The organism is Pseudarthrobacter sp. rb (assembly GCF_056389225.1).
In genome coordinates this window covers 1-15,709 of record NZ_JBWJAR010000017.1, presented here as the reverse complement: position 1 = coordinate 15,709, position 15,709 = coordinate 1, and the positions used below count along the sequence as shown (strand labels likewise).

At 61.1% G+C, this 15,709-nt stretch carries 14 protein-coding genes; 12 read left to right on the top strand and 2 right to left on the bottom strand.

What is annotated here, in order from left to right:
* Positions 1–33 precede the first annotated feature (33 nt).
* Positions 34–1,053 carry an SIS domain-containing protein gene (locus ACWRN3_RS18345; protein WP_476741524.1) on the top strand — a complete coding sequence of 340 codons (1,020 nt, stop codon included), beginning with the start codon at positions 34–36 and terminating at the stop codon, positions 1,051–1,053.
* A 994-nt stretch (positions 1,054–2,047) separates the two neighbouring features.
* On the opposite strand, the gene ACWRN3_RS18340 is transcribed toward ACWRN3_RS18345, so the two are convergent.
* Positions 2,048–2,866, bottom strand: a complete 819-nt coding sequence (locus tag ACWRN3_RS18340) for an IclR family transcriptional regulator (protein ID WP_476741523.1) — start codon at positions 2,864–2,866, stop codon at positions 2,048–2,050.
* A 183-nt stretch (positions 2,867–3,049) separates the two neighbouring features.
* Between ACWRN3_RS18340 and ACWRN3_RS18335 the strand changes: the two genes are divergently transcribed.
* From ACWRN3_RS18335 to ACWRN3_RS18300, 8 genes are read left to right on the top strand one after another with little or no spacing between them, the layout of a single operon-like run.
* A complete protein-coding gene (locus ACWRN3_RS18335; RefSeq protein ID WP_476741522.1) occupies positions 3,050–4,084 on the top strand; it encodes an ABC transporter permease in 1,035 nt (344 codons plus the stop codon).
* Between the two features lie 51 nt (positions 4,085–4,135).
* Complete coding sequence (locus tag ACWRN3_RS18330) at positions 4,136–4,504, top strand: hypothetical protein (RefSeq protein ID WP_476741521.1); 369 nt, start codon at positions 4,136–4,138, stop codon at positions 4,502–4,504.
* On the top strand, positions 4,501–6,051 hold the full coding sequence (locus ACWRN3_RS18325; protein WP_476741520.1) for a sugar ABC transporter ATP-binding protein: 1,551 nt from the start codon (positions 4,501–4,503) through the stop codon (positions 6,049–6,051). The genes ACWRN3_RS18330 and ACWRN3_RS18325 overlap by 4 nt, the downstream gene beginning before the upstream one ends.
* A 34-nt stretch (positions 6,052–6,085) precedes the next feature.
* Entirely contained in the window at positions 6,086–7,225 is a 1,140-nt protein-coding gene (locus ACWRN3_RS18320) for a glycoside hydrolase family protein (RefSeq protein ID WP_476741519.1), read from the top strand.
* Positions 7,226–7,233: 8 nt separating this feature from the next.
* Positions 7,234–8,571, top strand: a complete 1,338-nt coding sequence (locus ACWRN3_RS18315) for an MFS transporter (protein WP_476741518.1) — start codon at positions 7,234–7,236, stop codon at positions 8,569–8,571.
* Positions 8,572–8,598: 27 nt separating this feature from the next.
* A complete protein-coding gene (locus ACWRN3_RS18310) occupies positions 8,599–9,477 on the top strand; it encodes an HAD family hydrolase (RefSeq protein ID WP_476741517.1) in 879 nt (292 codons plus the stop codon).
* A complete protein-coding gene (locus ACWRN3_RS18305) occupies positions 9,474–10,139 on the top strand; it encodes a bifunctional 4-hydroxy-2-oxoglutarate aldolase/2-dehydro-3-deoxy-phosphogluconate aldolase (RefSeq protein WP_476741516.1) in 666 nt (221 codons plus the stop codon). Before ACWRN3_RS18310 ends, ACWRN3_RS18305 begins: the two co-directional genes overlap by 4 nt.
* Positions 10,136–11,083, top strand: coding sequence for a sugar kinase (locus ACWRN3_RS18300; protein WP_476741515.1), 948 nt, complete (start codon positions 10,136–10,138; stop codon positions 11,081–11,083). Before ACWRN3_RS18305 ends, ACWRN3_RS18300 begins: the two co-directional genes overlap by 4 nt.
* Here the strand turns inward: ACWRN3_RS18300 and ACWRN3_RS18295 are convergent.
* Positions 11,080–11,901 carry an IclR family transcriptional regulator gene (locus ACWRN3_RS18295; protein ID WP_476741514.1) on the bottom strand — a complete coding sequence of 274 codons (822 nt, stop codon included), beginning with the start codon at positions 11,899–11,901 and terminating at the stop codon, positions 11,080–11,082. The genes ACWRN3_RS18300 and ACWRN3_RS18295 overlap by 4 nt on opposite strands.
* Positions 11,902–12,072: 171 nt before the next feature.
* On the opposite strand from ACWRN3_RS18295, the gene ACWRN3_RS18290 reads away from it, so the two are divergent.
* Genes ACWRN3_RS18290 through ACWRN3_RS18280 form a run of 3 tightly spaced genes read left to right on the top strand, consistent with a single transcriptional unit; the run spans position 12,073 to position 15,581 of the window.
* Entirely contained in the window at positions 12,073–13,647 is a 1,575-nt protein-coding gene (locus tag ACWRN3_RS18290; RefSeq protein WP_476741513.1) for an acyl CoA:acetate/3-ketoacid CoA transferase, read from the top strand.
* Positions 13,644–14,423: an enoyl-CoA hydratase/isomerase family protein gene (locus ACWRN3_RS18285; RefSeq protein ID WP_476741512.1), complete on the top strand. Its 780-nt coding sequence runs from the start codon at positions 13,644–13,646 to the stop codon at positions 14,421–14,423. Before ACWRN3_RS18290 ends, ACWRN3_RS18285 begins: the two co-directional genes overlap by 4 nt.
* 18 nt (positions 14,424–14,441) lie before the next feature.
* Positions 14,442–15,581, top strand: a complete 1,140-nt coding sequence (locus ACWRN3_RS18280) for an iron-containing alcohol dehydrogenase (protein ID WP_476741511.1) — start codon at positions 14,442–14,444, stop codon at positions 15,579–15,581.
* Positions 15,582–15,709 lie beyond the last annotated feature (128 nt).

Sequence of the window (15,709 nt, the reverse complement as noted above, 5' to 3'; positions counted from 1 at the left end):
CCACCGCCCGAACCCGCCACGGCTGGACACCTCATGGCCGCTGAAATAAAAGAGCAGCCAGAAGCGTGGGAAAGGCTGCTGGCTGAGGGTAGAAAGCAAATAGCCAAGGCGGCGGAAAAAATAACCAGGAGCAACCCAAGTTCTGTTTTCTTCGCCGCCCGCGGCACCAGCGACCATGCGGCACTCTATGGCAAATACATGGTTGAAATTACTCACGGCCTTCCAGCTGGCCTGATTTCACCCTCCACTATGAGCGTCTACGGGGCCCGCCCCAACTTTCGACACGCTCTCGTGGTCGCTGTCAGTCAGTCCGGAGGTTCCCCGGACCTGCTCGAAACACTTAAAACAGCACGCGAGCGAGGTGCCGTAACCTTAGCCATTACCAATAATCCCGCTTCAGCGCTGGCCCGATCTGCGGAGATATCAATCGACATCATGGCAGGGCCGGAGCAGGCTGTCGCAGCAACCAAGTCCTACACTTCACAGCTACTTGCCATCTACCTGCTCCTCGAGGCGCTGAGGGGCGATGCGGACGCGGCAGCGCGGAAAATGCCTGAACTTGCTGCCACGGTTTTGGGACAGGAAAGCCTGGTCGTCAACTTGGCACACCGTCTGCGCTTCGCTCAGAAAATCGTGTCTACCGGCCGCGGCTACTCCTATCCCACGGCCAGGGAATGCGCAATCAAACTCATGGAAACGTCCTATACGGGTGCCTTGGCCTTCTCCGGCGCCGACCTGATGCACGGACCCTTGGCCATGGTTGACGCGGATGTACCGGTGCTAGCTGTTGCCGCAGAAGGACGAGGGGGAAATGCCATGCACAAAATTCTCGCCAGCGTTAAAGCAACGGATGCAGAAACTTTCTGCGTTGGAACCTCCGGCAGTGTAGCCATCGCTGGAAGCGGAATAGTCCTTCCCTCCGGGGTCCCGGAAGAACTGTCACCTCTGTTGGAAATCCTGCCTTTCCAGCAGCTCGCACTGCACTTGGCAACAACCCGCGGAAAGGATCCAGACCGGCCGCGAGGATTGCAGAAAGTCACGGCAACGCTCTGAGAGGATTAGTCGGAAGATTCAGGCGATCCTCCTGGCCCGTAAGCAATGAGGGGGCAGGGTGATTACGATTCGAGGAGGGCGACGGTCACTAAAACGCGTGCTTGCTTACCGGCAGGCCCGCGCCTTTGCGTCGGTCCTGCTCCCGGCTCCTGCGGGTCTGGCTCCGGCAGCAGTACCAATGGGTTGCATCGAACTCGCTGATCTGTTGCCGGGGCTTTGCATGTGTCGACGGAATCACCACCTGTTATCGCAAGATGGACACAGGGTACTTACAGCACATTCTGTTGATCCTGAACGGTCTTTATCTGAACGCTGCACAGACTAACTGTGCCGGGAAATTCCCTTTGAAGACCGATCGAGCCGGCACGACCGCCCTTCACGTGGGCAGGAATACTTATGCTAAGTTGCCTGAAATCGGGAAGTTTGGGTCTCACCATCCAGGATGGAGAGTTTGTGTCACGGTCCTCACAAGCTCTCCATCAGCCTTGGGCCTTAATCCCGGTAGGTACTGGTCCGCCGTCCGGTTCGGATAGTGAACGTCGGGGTGCTTCACAGTGAATTTGGCGCGCCTCCTGGCCATAGGGCTAAGCCAGGGCAGCTCCTCGACTCCAGCTCCGCAGATGCCAAAGGCTAGACAAACATTCTCATCATCGGTGCTGCTGTGTGTCATCCTGAGGTTCTTAGCCCACTGTAAGATCCCCGGCCGCGGTTGCAGGTGGTGTGCATCCACTTTGGGTCGAACCGCTGTTCAAATTCGACTACTTCATCCTCATGTACGTACTCTTTGCGCGATTAGTAGACGTTATCTGGAGAGTAACCCTCAAACAAATGTTCTGGTATAAGAGAATTCAGGCTTTCTTGCAGCTTGACGAAAGAACATCTATTTTTCCGCTCGTCACGCGTATTTCCTGAATGTCCGGTTAGGGTCCCGCGAAGTCTGTCGGTTCAAATTCGTACCAAGAAAGGTTTTTGCTTAAGCGGCGGCTGCCTGGCTTCACTCTTGGGGCTTCCATCCCAGTTTGGCTGAGATTGCCGCCGCTTCGTACTGCAACGGAACTAGGAAGCGGGTTAGGTTCCGTGGGTTAAGACGGCTTGACGGGGCGGCCACGGTCAGGGCGGCCTGAACGTCCCCTCCGGAGTTTCTCAAGGCTACCGAAACGCTCGAAAGGCCGATTTCACGTTCTTCCCAGCAGGTGGCATAGCCGCGACGGACGACTTTCTCCAACTCGATATGGAGCGAAGGCTCGTCGGTAATGGTGTTCGACGTGTAGGCCTTCAGGCCTCGGCTGATGTAGCCAGCTTTGTATTCCTCGTCCTGATGAGCCAGTAGGACCTTGCCGGACGCTGTGGCGTGAAGGGATGATCGCCGTCCGGTGTTTGCGACCATTCCGAAGGTGCTGCTGGTCTGCCCGCGGTCTAGATAGAGGACGTTGTCGTCGTCCAAGATACCGAGGAGCGCTGCTGCATTGGTCTCTGCCGCCAATCGATCCAGGTGGAATCGGGCAAGCTTCGTAAGTTCGACGGACCTCACAACTGCACTTCCCAGTTCGTAAGTGCCCCAACTTAACTGGTAGCGCGCGTCCTCATCTTTGGACACCAGCCCCTCGACCTCGAGCGTTTTGAGGAGATTGTAGGTCGCTGGTTTGCTGAGTTCGACACGTCTGGCGAGGTCGCTGAGGGAGGTCGGCCTCGAGAACCGCCCCAGTATTTTCAGCAGCTGCGCGGCGCGTGCCACTGATTGCACGGTTCGTGGGGGTTTGACGTCAGGTTCGACGCTGCCAACAGCAGAGGAACGGGGAGCTGTTTCTTTCATGTAAACCAGTATGACTGCGTATCAACTGTTAGCAATGACCGAACCCTATTTGCTGTTGGCTATTGTCTCACGCACACGGGAATGGCTACCTTCGAATAGACCCGAACGTGAGCTGGATCGCCAAGCCGGCAGAGAGCACGAGGACGCTGCAGTCCCGGCACTCGAATCAATAAAGGACATGTCATGAGCACGCAAAAGATTGCCAGCGTGGGCAATTTTCAAAACGGAAATGACCGCCCGTCGAACGCCCCCGAGACGGTCGATCCCCGCAGGAATGCGGTCGTTCGAATTCTGAAGCAGGGCGCCATCGGGTGGGTGCTTCTGGCCCTCTGTGTGGTCGCTTATATAGCAACTCCCTACTTCCTCACTGTTGACAACATGATCATTGTGGCCCGTCAGACGGCGCTGGTCGGTGTTGTCGCGGTGGGCATGACCTTCGTCATCCTCACTGCAGGTATCGATCTCTCTGTTGGTGCCGTCGTTGGGCTCACCGCCGTATCCGTTTCGTACTGCCTGGCGAACGGTTTCGGTATAGGCACGGCCTTGGGCGCCGGTGCCGCTGTCGGCCTGCTTATCGGTGTGCTCAATGGCGTAGGCGTAAATCTGGCGAAGGTGCCGCCGTTCATCATGACCCTGGGCATGATGACTATAGCCCGCGGTCTTGCGCTGACCATGTCCAATGGGAAGCCTATCGGTGTTGGTGTAGAGGCTGAGGCCTTCTCCTGGATAGGTGCGGGTGATGTGGGGGGGATCCCGGTGCCCGTGCTGATCTTCGCCCTGGTTGCCGCTGCCGCAGCGTTCGTGCTGCGTTATACCTCGTTCGGACGGGCCGTTTACGCGGTCGGTGACAACCGTGAGGCTGCTCGTCTGTCCGGCATCCGCGTCAAGTACACGCTCTTCATCGTCTACGTCATTGCCGGTCTCCTGGCAGCGCTGACGGGCATCATCTACGTTAGCCGCCTCACGGTAGGAGAGCCCACTGCGGGGATGAACCTGGAACTGGACGCCATTGCCATCGTTGTCATCGGCGGAACAAGTCTGTTCGGTGGCCAGGGCAAGATCTCCGGGACCATCATTGGTGCGGCCATCGTGACAGTTCTTTCCAACCTGCTGGATCTGCTTGCAGTATCCTCCTTCACTCAGCAAATCATCAAGGGCGTCATCGTTATCGCCGCGGTCATTCTGGAGCGTGTCCAGAACCGACACGCCAACGACTGATCCCTCCCAGTCCACGCTCAGACATCACCCCCAGTTGTAGGGAGTAACACCGTGTTCCGCCACAAGAAGAGCAGTGCAGCGGTTGCCCTGATGACCTCATCCGTCGCAGCTTTCAAGTGGGGTGAAGTCGGCGACGCTGCCGGCAAGTCCGTCATCAGCTTTTCTCAGGGCACGATCAGCCACCCGCTTCTGGCGGAGATGGTGGACACCCCAACGGGCCCATACGCGTACCGCCTTTCCGAGACCCTTGAGACTGCTCGCAAGGCGGCCAAGGGTGAAGCTATCGCAAAGACCTTTGTGTTGAAGTCCCAACGTATTGGCCAGGACGATGCCGCAGGCTTCATCGGCACGGACTTCTCGCCCCGCCACCGGCCCCCCGGGCCCCGACCGCACAAGACAATAACCGGAGCATCAGAATGAACACAGCACCAGATAATGGCGCGTCTGCAGTCGCCGCGGACATACGGACTCCGCTCCTGAAGATGGACAGGATTGGCAAGCACTTTGCCGGAGTCATTGCCCTTGATGGCGTCAGCCTCGAGGTTAGGAGCGGCGAATGCCATGCCCTTGTGGGTGAAAACGGTGCCGGGAAATCCACCCTCATGAAGGTTCTCTCGGGCGCCTACACCGCGGACTCGGGCACTGTCACCATCGACGGCACCCAAGTAGAGACCGGCAACCCTCGGCGCATGTCCGATCTTGGCATCGCGGTGATCTACCAGGAACTGACTCTGGCGCCGCACCTGAGTGTCGCCGAAAATGTCTTCCTCGGTCGGATGCCTACGACAAGGCTCGGACTTGTCGACTGGGCAGCGGCCCGAAGGCAGACCCAGGAAGCCCTGGAGCGGCTTGGCGTTAAGATCGGCGTTGATGTTCTAGCAGCCGACTTGAGCATAGCGCAACAGCAAATGGTGGAAATCGCCAAGGCACTGACGCAGAACGCGCGGCTGCTTGTTCTGGACGAACCCTCCGCAGTCCTGGGTGACACTGAAATCGCGTTGCTGTTCGGCATCATGCGGTCCCTGAAGGCACAGGGAATCTCGTTCATCTATATCTCCCATCGTCTGAAGGAAATTTTCGAGATCGCGGACAACGTCACCGTGCTGCGCGACGGCAGGACCATCACCACCCAACCCGTCGCGGACATCAGCCCTGACGGCCTGGTCAACCAGATGGTGGGACGGGAACTGAGTAACGTTTATCCTCCGCGTGACCGGCAGGTGAAAGACGTCGTTCTGAATGTGCAGAACCTCAAGGGTGGACCGTTAGTCAAGGACGTCAGCTTCCGACTGCGGGCCGGAGAAATCGTCGGTATTGCAGGACTTGCCGGCGCCGGACGTACGGAAATCCTTCGGCTCCTCTCCGGAGCAGACCGCCGCGCCGAAGGAACCGTCGAACTGAATGGCAAGCTAGTCGACTTCACCAACCCCCGGCAGGCGGTCGGCGCCGGCATCGGGTTGCTGCCCGAAGACCGCAAGGGCCAGGGCCTCTTTCTTAGCCACTCCGTCAGTTTCAACATCTCGGCTGCCGACCTTTCCAAATACTCCACGGGGGGCGTGCTGAACCTTGGATCCGAGAAGCAGAAGACCAACGAACTCATCAAGAGCCTGCGCATCAGGACACCCAACGCCGGGTTCACCGTCCGGAATCTCTCCGGGGGAAACCAGCAAAAATGCGTGCTGGGGAGGTGGCTTGCCGCCGGATGTTCGGTTCTGCTCGCCGACGAACCGACCCGCGGCGTGGACGTCGGGGCCAAACAGGACATGTACCGGCTCCTGAACGAATTCGCCCAAGAGGGTCTTGCCGTTCTGTTCGTCTCCTCTGAACTTCCCGAAGTCCTCGGGCTGGCGGATCGGATCCTGGTGATCCGGGATGGCGAAGTATCCGCCGAGCTGGACGGCAAGACTGCAACAGAAGAATCCATTATGCGCCACGCAACCGACCACGGCGCCGCGGTCGGCCTCTAATCGCACTCCACCACAGCTAGAAAGGCTATTACGCATGAGCACCCCGACGCAGGCAACAACGCCCTGCCTTGACCTTGAGGCTACCCTCGCCACCGCACGGGAACAGGTCAAAAGCCTCATTACCACCCACGCGGGCAAGGTTCCGGTTTTCACGGAAGACGGGAAATGGCATTTCGACGACGATGCCTGGGCCCCGGGATGGACCTCCGGGTTTCTTGCCGGCCTGATTTGGATCTTCGCGGAGCGGACAGGTGACCCATGGTGGCGGGAACAGGCGGAAAAATACAGCCTGCTGGTCGAACCGCGGAAGCACGACGACGGGACTCACGACGTTGGATTCCTGATGACTCCAAGCTGGGGACGCTGGCATGCCTTGGCGCCGTCGGAGAAGACCAAAGAGGTACTGGTGACTGCCGGCCGGACCCTTGCAAAGAGTTACAACCCGGCAGGAAAGTACCTGAAGACCTGGGTCGATGACGGCAGCTCTTTCATCGATATCATGATGAATGTCGGCATCATCTTCCAAGCCGGAGCATTGTCAGGCGATGACTCCCTGACCAGGATCGCTGCAGAACACTCACTCACGTCGCGCCGTTATTTGGTACGGGGCGATTCCAGCACCATCCACGAGGGCTGGTTCGATTCCGCCACGGGCGAGTTCCTGCGCGCGGAAACCCACCAAGGTTACCGGGCAGACTCCTGCTGGGTGCGAGGCTTGACCTGGGCCATTTACGGTTTCGGAACCGCGTACCAATGGACCGGAGACGAACGGTTTCTCGACACGGCGCGCCGCTGTGCCGACTACTACATCGAACACACCGGCGAACGCATCATCCCGCCGAACGACTTCGATGACCCGAACCCTGAACTGCAGTACGAAGCATCCGCTGCCAGCATTGCTTCCTCGGCCCTGCTGCAATTGGCGGAACTTCTCCGTACACGCGGCGAGTCAACGGACGCCGAACCGTACGAAACCTACGCACGGCGCACCCTAGCCCGCCTGAGCACCTCCGACTTTCTCGGCCGCACCGTGGACGGCTGGGAGGGCATCATCAAGCAGGCGACCTATCACCGGGGCAACAACCTCGGCGTCAACGAAAGCGTGATGTGGGGCGATTACTACTTCGTCGAAGCCCTGCACAAGCTTTCCAAAATCAACGACACCACCCGATAAGGAACATCATGAGCTCCGACCTCCCCACCACTGCTATCGATGACAGTGACAAAGTCAGCTTCGCCGAGCGCCGCCGGGCCGCCTGGGCAGGCTTTGTCGGCACCATGTTGGAAAACTTCGACATGGTTATCTACAGCATCGGCTCCGCTGTCATCTTCAACACGATCTTTTTCCCCAATTTCGACCCGGCCATCGGCTTCATCGCAAGCTTCGCCACCTACGCTGTCGGATTCGGTGCCCGGCCCCTCGGCGGACTTTTCTTCTCACGCTTCGGCGACCGGCTCGGCCGAAAGTTCGTCATGGTTGCCACCTTGAGTCTCATGGGCACCGCCACCTTCGCCATTGGACTCCTCCCCACCTACAGCCAGGCCGGCATCGCCGCTCCCCTCCTGCTGGTGGCCTGCCGCTTCATCCAAGGTTTCGGAGCTGGGGCCGAAATGGCCAGCGGGGTTGTCCTGCTGACCGAGTTCGCCCGCCGTGGACGGCGCGGGGCCATGGTCTCGCTCGTCTGGGTCGGCGCCGCCGTGGGCTCCGTGGCCGGAGCACTGGGCTGGCTCCTCGTCCAGCTGCTTCCCAAGGCCGAACTTGAAGCCTATGGTTGGCGCTTGGTGTTCCTCTCTAGCATCGCAGTCACAATCGCCGCCTACATCATCCGCCGCCGCATGAAGGAATCCCCGGTCTTCCAAGAGGTCAAGGCGGATCGACTGGAAGCCTCGTCACCGGTCCGTGAAGTACTGAAGAACGGCCGCAAACCCCTCGCCCGGGTCTTCTTCATCAACGTGGGCGGCCACGCCCATTCTTACATCTACCAGGTCTTCATCGGTGCCTACCTGATTTCAACGGTGCACATGCCCGCAACACTGGTTCCCCAGATGTTGCTCCTTGGCGGTGTCGTGGCAATCCCCGCCGCCTACTTGGCGGGACGTGCTTCGGACAAGTGGGGCCGCAAACCGGTGAACCTGTTCATCCTTGGTGTCCTGTTCCTGTTCTCGTTCCCCGCCTTCTGGCTGGCCGGCACCGGCAACGTCTGGCTGATCGGTGCTGTGTACGTCATCGGTTTCGCCTTCGCAGTCGAGGGCGCCATCGCCGCCCAGTCCGCCATGTTCGCCGAGCTGTTCGGGTCCCGGTACCGTTACGCCGGTGTGGCCGTGGCAAGGGAATTCTCCGCGATCTTCGGTGGCGGTATCGCCCCCATGATCTGCTCGGCACTGCTGGCCTGGGCCACCGGGTCCTACTGGCCGGTCGCCGTGTACATGATGATCGTCGTCGGGATCTCCATCGTCCAGTCCATCCGCACACCCGAGACGGTGGACCGGGACCTGACCTCCGTTCGCGACGCGGACTGAACCACCCAAGCAGCAGAGGAAGACACCATGGGCCGGATGCTCCACGCAGCAGCGCAAGCTCACTTCGGTCCAGGATCTGGACACCCAAAACTGCGGGCTGCTGCGATCGACGTCGACGGTACCCTCCTGGACTCACACCACCAGGTGTCCGACGAAACTGCCGCGGTATTGAAGCAGGCCCGAGCCGCTGGCCTGCAGATCATCCTCGCTTCCTCCCGGGCACCCCGTGCAATTTGGCCGATCCTGGCCGTAACGGGTCTCACGGAACCGAGCACCTTCGTCGCCTCCCAGGGGGCCTTCGTCGGACAGTACTCCGCTTCCGGGCAGTTGCACCGCCTCCGCCAGCACATGATCCCCTTGATCGAGGCGCACCATATCGTGCGGCTGGCCATGTCTTTGGGGGTCCCAACAAACTGGTTCAGCGGTGATCGGTGGCTTGTCTCGGAGATAGACAGCCACGTCCGCCGGGAGTCCGGCATCGTCGGGTTTGACCCCGTGTTGTCGCGCCTCTTCACCGAAACCGCCGGTCCGGACAAACTGATGTTCATGACCGGCGCGGTGGACAAGCATAAGCTCGCTGAGCTGGCGGCAATGCTGCCTGACACTGTGCACGCCCAGATATCAAATCCCACCTACCTCGAAATAACTAGGGCGGGGGTGGACAAAGCAGCTGCCGTGCAAGTTCTGTGCCACGGCATGGGAATCGAGCCCGAACAAGTCGTCGCCTTCGGGGACGGGCCCAACGACCTGGGTCTCTTTGCCTACGCCGGAACCAGCATCGCCCCGGCCAACGCCAGGCCGGAAGTGCTTGGCGCGGCAACATTCCACACCGCGAGCAATGACGACCATGGCGTCGCCCAGGCCTTGAAGCTCATCCTTGAACACAACGAAAGAAAGAACTCATGAACACCCGAACAGCAGAACGCCGTGTCCCACCGTCGCAGGCATTGCTGTCATGCCCAGTCGTTGCCGTCCTTCGTGCAGGAGCCGCGGCGGACTATGCTCCCGTTGTGGAGACTCTGGGCGAAGCCGGCATTCATTCAATCGAACTGACATTGAGCACCCCCGGAACTATTGAAGGCTTCAAAAAACTGCGTTCAGCAGTCCCGGACGACATAGATATCGGGGTGGGGACGGTGACCTCCGTTGTCCATGCCCTCGCCGCCCTTGAAGCGGGAGCCGACTTTCTCGTCACCCCCGTCACTGACACGGCGATTGTCGAGGCCTGCGCGGCCGCCGGGGTCCCGGTCTACCCCGGAGGCCTCACACCAACCGAACTTCACGCCAGCTGGGCTGTCGGAGCCACCGCCGTCAAGCTCTTCCCGGCCTCGACGGTCGGGCCCAGCTACATTCGTCAGCTCAAGGGCCCGTTTCCCGGGATCCAGGTCGTGCCGTCGGGCGGCATCGGCATTGAGGACATCGGCCGCTGGATGGCTGCGGGGGCGCTGGCTGTGAGCCTGGGCGGGCCGCTGATTGGCGACGCCTTCACTGGCGGCAGCCTCGCAGCGCTCAAAGAGCGTGCCACAAGGGCAGTCGAGGCCGCTCTCGAACGTCGAGTGCAGTCATGAACGGGCGCGTCGTAACCTTTGGTGAAGTCATGGCCCTGATCCGCAGCGCCAGGCCGGGCATGCTGGCACTGACCCGGGACATGCAGCTTGGCACAGGAGGCGCGGAGGGCAACTTCGCCGTCGCCCTGAAGAGGCTCGGAGCGGACGTGACCTGGATCGGCCGCGTCGGCCAGGACAGCTTCGGCCAGCTGGTTGCCCGCGAACTGCGGGCGGAGGGCATCGATGTGCAGACCATCACCGACCCGGAAGCCCCTACCGGAATGATGGTCAAGGAAAGCCGAACCCCCAAGAACACGAGGGTGTATTACTACCGCCGCGACAGCGCCGGGTCGCGACTGAACCCCAAGGACTTTCCCGACACAGCTTTCGAGGGCGCTTCGCTGCTGCACGCCACGGGAATCACCCCGGCACTTTCAACCTCCGCCCAGGCGGCAACCCTCCACGCAATGGAAAGAGCGCGCGCCGCCGGAATGACCGTGTCCTTCGACCTCAATTTCCGGTCGCAGCTGTGGAGCGCGGAAGAAGCGGCCAGCTTCTACCGGAAAGTCCTTCCCATGGTCGACATCGTTTTCGCTGGCGACGACGAAGCCGCGCTCATTGTCGGAGAAAATTCCGGCCCAGCGGCCCTGGCATCGGCGCTGGCAGATCTTGGACCCGCCGAGGTTGTCATCAAGCTCGGGGACCAAGGCTGCTACGCGCTCATCGACGGCGCCGCCTACACGCAAAAAGCCATACCAGTCTCAGTTGTCGATACAGTCGGCGCAGGGGACGGCTTCGTCGCCGGTTATGTCGCCGACTATCTGCTGGGCGCACCGGTCCCGCAAAGGCTGGTGACCGCGGTGTCAGTCGGGGCGTTCGCTTGCGTGGTTCCCGGCGACTGGGAGGGCATGCCTTTCCGCTCGGAATTGGACTTGCTCGGGGCGAAGGAGCCCGTCCGCCGCTAAGAGAGTTTTCGGCTGCTCGGTGCGCCCAGGCTCTGGGATACGCGCGCCGCAGCCGCCTGCAGCAGGGCAACCAGGCCCGGACCAGAGGTGTAGTTCACTCGCTGGCTCGGGCCTGCCACTGCCATGGCCGCACACACTCCGCCCGTATAGTCCCTGATCGGCACCGCCACGCTGCACAATCCCAGTTCTTCCTCTTCCCAGCACGTGGAATAACCATTGAGCCGAACCGCGGACAGGGCCTGCCCCAGTTCCCGAGGATCGATCAGCGTTGCCTGCGTCCGCGACGCCAATGGGTTGCCGAGGAACCGAGTAATGAACTCCTCGGGCTGGTAAGCCAGCAGCACCTTGCCTGACGCATTCGTGTGCAAGGGAGAACGGCGTCCCATATTCGCCACCATCGAAAACGACTCCGTTGCCTGGCCTCGGTCCAAGTACAGCACCGAGTCTTCATCCAAGATGGACAACAATACTGCTTCCCCCGTTACCTCAGCCAAATCGTCCAGATGGACACGCGCAACCCGCGTCAGATCCACTGACCGGATCACTGAACTGCCGAGCTCGTACAAGCCCCAGTCCAGCTGGTAGGAAGCATTTGCGGTCTTGCCGACAAAGCCCTCCAACTCTAATGTGCGCAGGACGTGAAAAGTCGACGTCTTGCTCAGCCCGACCGCTTTCGCCAGTTCGCTGAGGGTCATCGTCCTGCTTTCGGCAGCCAAGATCTTCAAAAGGGCGACGGCGCGGGCGACCGACTGGACAACACGGGGCTTCTCCCCCGCGTCCGAAACAGCATCCTGCGCTTCAGCGTTCGTCTGTGCCATCGGTACTACCTCCTTTGCCTCCCCTATCGTAACCCCTTCATTTGGTAATGGCTAACAATATTTTGCTCTGGCTATTGAGGGGGAATGAAGCCGATCATACATTGGATGTATCGGGCGGTGCGCAGGATCATGTCACCCCTCAAGTGACCAAGTCGAACGGAAAATGGATCAATGAAATTCTGCAGCGCAGCAGAGGCAGCGGAACTAATACCTGATGATGCCACGGTCCTGGTGGACGGATCCGGTGGAGGAGTGAACGAACCGGCGGCGGTTCTGGAAGCCGTTGAGGAACGGTTCCTGAATGAGGGAGCTCCCCGGAACCTAACCGTATACCACGTATCGGGCATGGGCTCGGGCAACGGGGACGGTATTGACCGGTTCGCCCACCCCGGGATGACCACCCGGGTCGTCGGAGGGCACTGGGCCTGGTCGCGCCACATGCAGGAATTGGCGGCTGACAACCTCATTGAGGCCTACTGTCTGCCCCAAGGCACGCTGTCCCACCTGCTACGCGAAGCAGCCGGGCATCGGCCGGGCGTCATCAGCCGTGTGGGCATCAACACGTTCGTCGATCCCCGCATATCGGGCGGCCGGCTCAACGCTGCCGCTGTTGACCCCGTCAACGAAATCATCACCCTTGCCGGGCAGACATGGATCTTTACCCCCGTCATCCCCATTGACGTGGCCATCATCCGCGGTACCACAGCAGATGCACACGGAAACATCACGATGGAAGGCGAAGGGCTACTCGCCGAGATCCTGGCCGCCGCTCAGGCTGCCAAGAACAACGGCGGCATCGTGATCGCCCAGGTCCGCAACCAAGTCCCATTCGGAGAAGTCAACCCCCACTTGGTTCAGGTTCCCGGTGTGCTAGTCGACGCCGTCGTCATCGACCCGACCCAACGCCTCTCCCACGCAACCAGCGAAGACCCCTATCTTGAGGGGCGCGAACGCCTGCAGCAGATCACAATCGACCCCATGCCACTGAGCGTGCGCAAAGTCATCGCCCGGCGGGCAGTCGCTGAACTGCACTCCGGTGACGTTGTCAACCTCGGCTTCGGGATGCCCGACGGTGTCGCATCGGTCCTGGCGGAGGAAGGCAGGTCAGAGGACGTAGTCTTCACGGTGGAGCAGGGACACGTTGGCGGCGTGCCCGCCGGCGGAACCGACTTCGGTCTGGCCCGCAATGCCGAATCCAGCATTAACGCAGGATCCCAGTTCGACTGGTACGACGGCGGCGGCATTGACACCGCGGTCCTGAGCTTCGCCGAAGTAGATGCCGAAGGAAACGTCAACGTCAGCCGCTTCGGACGCCGCGCCCCGGGTATCGGGGGGTTCGTCAATATCTCCCAAGGAACCCACCGGGTCGTCTTCGTCGGAACATTCATCGCCAAGGGCGACTTCCACCTCGACGGGAGGGGGACCATCAGCCTGCCGCCGGCCGGGAAACCCAAGTTCGTCAAAAAGGTCGAACAGATCAGCTTCTCCGGCAAGAACGCCGTCGAAACAGGCCAGGAGGTCTATTTCGTCAGTGAACGTGCCGTGTTCAAGCTCGGCGCCGAAGGCCCCGTCCTTATCGAGATCGCCCCGGGCATCGACCTTGACAAGGATGTTCTCTCACAAATGGGCTTCACGCCCGCAATTGCGCCCGACCTGCGCGTTATGGACAGTGCCCTCTTCCGCGCTGAACGGATGAACCTGACCCTTCCCCCACACGACCCGCAGCTACTGAAAGTACACGCATGAACACATCCAGCGACAACGTCCTGCTCCGAGAGCAAAACGACGGCGTCCTCATCGCAACCCTCAACCGTCCCACCAAAGGCAACTCACTTAACACCGAGCTGATCGCCGCCTTGGAAGAGTTCGCCGCCGATCTCAAGACCCCGGCCCACCACACCACGAAAGCCGTCGTCCTCACCGGCGCCGGCACGCGAGCCTTCAGCGCCGGCGCCGACATTAACACCCTCGTCGGACTCGACGCTGCCTCGGCGGAAGCACAAATGCTGCGCGGCCAAGAGGTCTTCGACCGACTCGAAGACGCCCCCCAGGTTGTCATCGCAGCAATCGACGGAGTCGCATTCGGCGGTGGCCTCGAGCTTGCCATGGCCTGTGACTTGCGCGTCGCCTCCCCGGGATCCCGCCTGGGCCAACCGGAAATCACCCTGGCTAACCTCCCTGGCTGGGGCGGCACGCAAAGGCTCCCCCGACTCATCGGCCAGGGCCGGGCCCTGGAGATGATCCTCACCGGCGACCCCTTGTCCGCAAACCGTGCCCTCGAAATCGGGCTCCTGAATGCCGTTTCGGACGACCCGGTGGCGGCGGCGTGCGAACTCGCCGCCCGCGTCATCCGGCACAGCGCCGCCGCGGTCGCCGCCGCCAAACAGGCAGTGTACGAAGGGGAACGGAAAGGCATCGTCCAAGGACTGAAGCACGAAGCCTTTCTAGTGGGCCGGTGCTGCGAAAGCCCCGAACAGCGAGAAGCCGTCCAGCAATTCCTCAATCGTCGAAGGTCCAACTAGCCCGCAAGGAAGCACAAAATGAGCCAGCACTTTTCCTCCCCTCCGCGCCTCGTCCTCGGCGAAGGAGCCCTGGAACAACTCAGCAGCGAACTGCCGAACCTGGGCACGAAAATTCTCGTCGTCACAGACCCCGGCATCGTCGCCGCCGGCATCCTTGACATCGTCACCAGCGTCTTGAACGACAGCGGGCTCGACATCCACGTATTCTCCGACGTCGTCGGCAATCCGGGCGTTTCCACCGTCGAGGCGGCAGAAGAGGCGCGCTCGAGCAGCGGCGCGGACATCCTCGTGGCCATCGGCGGCGGATCCAGCATGGACGTCGCCAAGTCCGTTGCCGTCGTCGCCACCAACGGCGGATCGATCGCAGACTACGAGGGCGTCGACAAGGTCACTGTCGACCCTCTGCCGGTCATCGCCGTCCCGACCACTGTCGGCAGCGGCAGCGAAGTCACCAAGGGCGCAGTCATCACTAACCCGGCAACGAACGTAAAGATGGTCATCGTCTCCGACCTCATGTTCGCCAAGATCGCGTTGCTGGACCGCAGGGTCGTTGCAGGCCTTCCCGGACGCATCGCCGCCACCACAGGCATGGACGCCCTCACCCACGCCATCGAAGCCTACGTGGCGAAGGGCGCCAACCCCGTCACCGACGCCCTTAACATCGGCGCCATCGAAATCATCGGGAGGAACCTTGTGGCCGCGTCCAAGGGCGATGAAGAAGCCCTGTACCAGATGCTCGTAGCCTCCTCTATGGCGGGAATAGGGTTCCACGATGCCGGGCTAGGCGCCGTGCACGCCTTGGCCAACACGCTCGGCGCACACTTCGGCGTCCACCACGGAACGGCCAACGCACTGTTCCTGCCCTATGTCATGGACTTCAACATTTCCTCCGCCCCTGCCCGCTTCGCACGCATCGCGCGGGCACTGGGCGTGGACACCACGGGGCTCGACGATGAGAAGGCCTCGCTCGCCGCTGCAGCAGTCGTCCATCAGCTCGCCGCCGACACCGGTGTTCCACGGAAGCTTTCCGAAGTGGGGGTCAGTGAAGACGTGATCGAAACTCTGGCCAAGGACGCACTGGTCCAAGCCGACCTGCCAGGCAACCCCCGCCGAGCGTCCCTTGAGGACCTCATCGACCTCTACCGCAAAGCCCTCTAGGTGTACTGTCCCGGCAGGTTGGTGACTCGGGGACGGATTTGACGCAATAAGAGGACCTCCGGGTGTTGTGTGGTGCTTGTCGAGAGCGAACACAAACCAGGAGGTCCTCGTGTCCCACCGTAACGCGT

Excerpts from the sequence above, each read along its gene's own strand:
- ACWRN3_RS18345 (WP_476741524.1), top strand. The coding sequence starts at position 34 with ATGGCCGCTGAAATAAAAGAGCAGCCAGAAGCGTGGGAAAGGCTGCTG.
- ACWRN3_RS18340 (WP_476741523.1), bottom strand. The coding sequence starts at position 2,866 with ATGAAAGAAACAGCTCCCCGTTCCTCTGCTGTTGGCAGCGTCGAACCT.
- ACWRN3_RS18335 (WP_476741522.1), top strand. The coding sequence starts at position 3,050 with ATGAGCACGCAAAAGATTGCCAGCGTGGGCAATTTTCAAAACGGAAAT.
- ACWRN3_RS18325 (WP_476741520.1), top strand. The coding sequence starts at position 4,501 with ATGAACACAGCACCAGATAATGGCGCGTCTGCAGTCGCCGCGGACATA.
- ACWRN3_RS18320 (WP_476741519.1), top strand. The coding sequence starts at position 6,086 with ATGAGCACCCCGACGCAGGCAACAACGCCCTGCCTTGACCTTGAGGCT.
- ACWRN3_RS18315 (WP_476741518.1), top strand. The coding sequence starts at position 7,234 with ATGAGCTCCGACCTCCCCACCACTGCTATCGATGACAGTGACAAAGTC.
- ACWRN3_RS18310 (WP_476741517.1), top strand. The coding sequence starts at position 8,599 with ATGGGCCGGATGCTCCACGCAGCAGCGCAAGCTCACTTCGGTCCAGGA.
- ACWRN3_RS18305 (WP_476741516.1), top strand. The coding sequence starts at position 9,474 with ATGAACACCCGAACAGCAGAACGCCGTGTCCCACCGTCGCAGGCATTG.
- ACWRN3_RS18300 (WP_476741515.1), top strand. The coding sequence starts at position 10,136 with ATGAACGGGCGCGTCGTAACCTTTGGTGAAGTCATGGCCCTGATCCGC.
- ACWRN3_RS18295 (WP_476741514.1), bottom strand. The coding sequence starts at position 11,901 with ATGGCACAGACGAACGCTGAAGCGCAGGATGCTGTTTCGGACGCGGGG.
- ACWRN3_RS18290 (WP_476741513.1), top strand. The coding sequence starts at position 12,073 with ATGAAATTCTGCAGCGCAGCAGAGGCAGCGGAACTAATACCTGATGAT.
- ACWRN3_RS18285 (WP_476741512.1), top strand. The coding sequence starts at position 13,644 with ATGAACACATCCAGCGACAACGTCCTGCTCCGAGAGCAAAACGACGGC.
- ACWRN3_RS18280 (WP_476741511.1), top strand. The coding sequence starts at position 14,442 with ATGAGCCAGCACTTTTCCTCCCCTCCGCGCCTCGTCCTCGGCGAAGGA.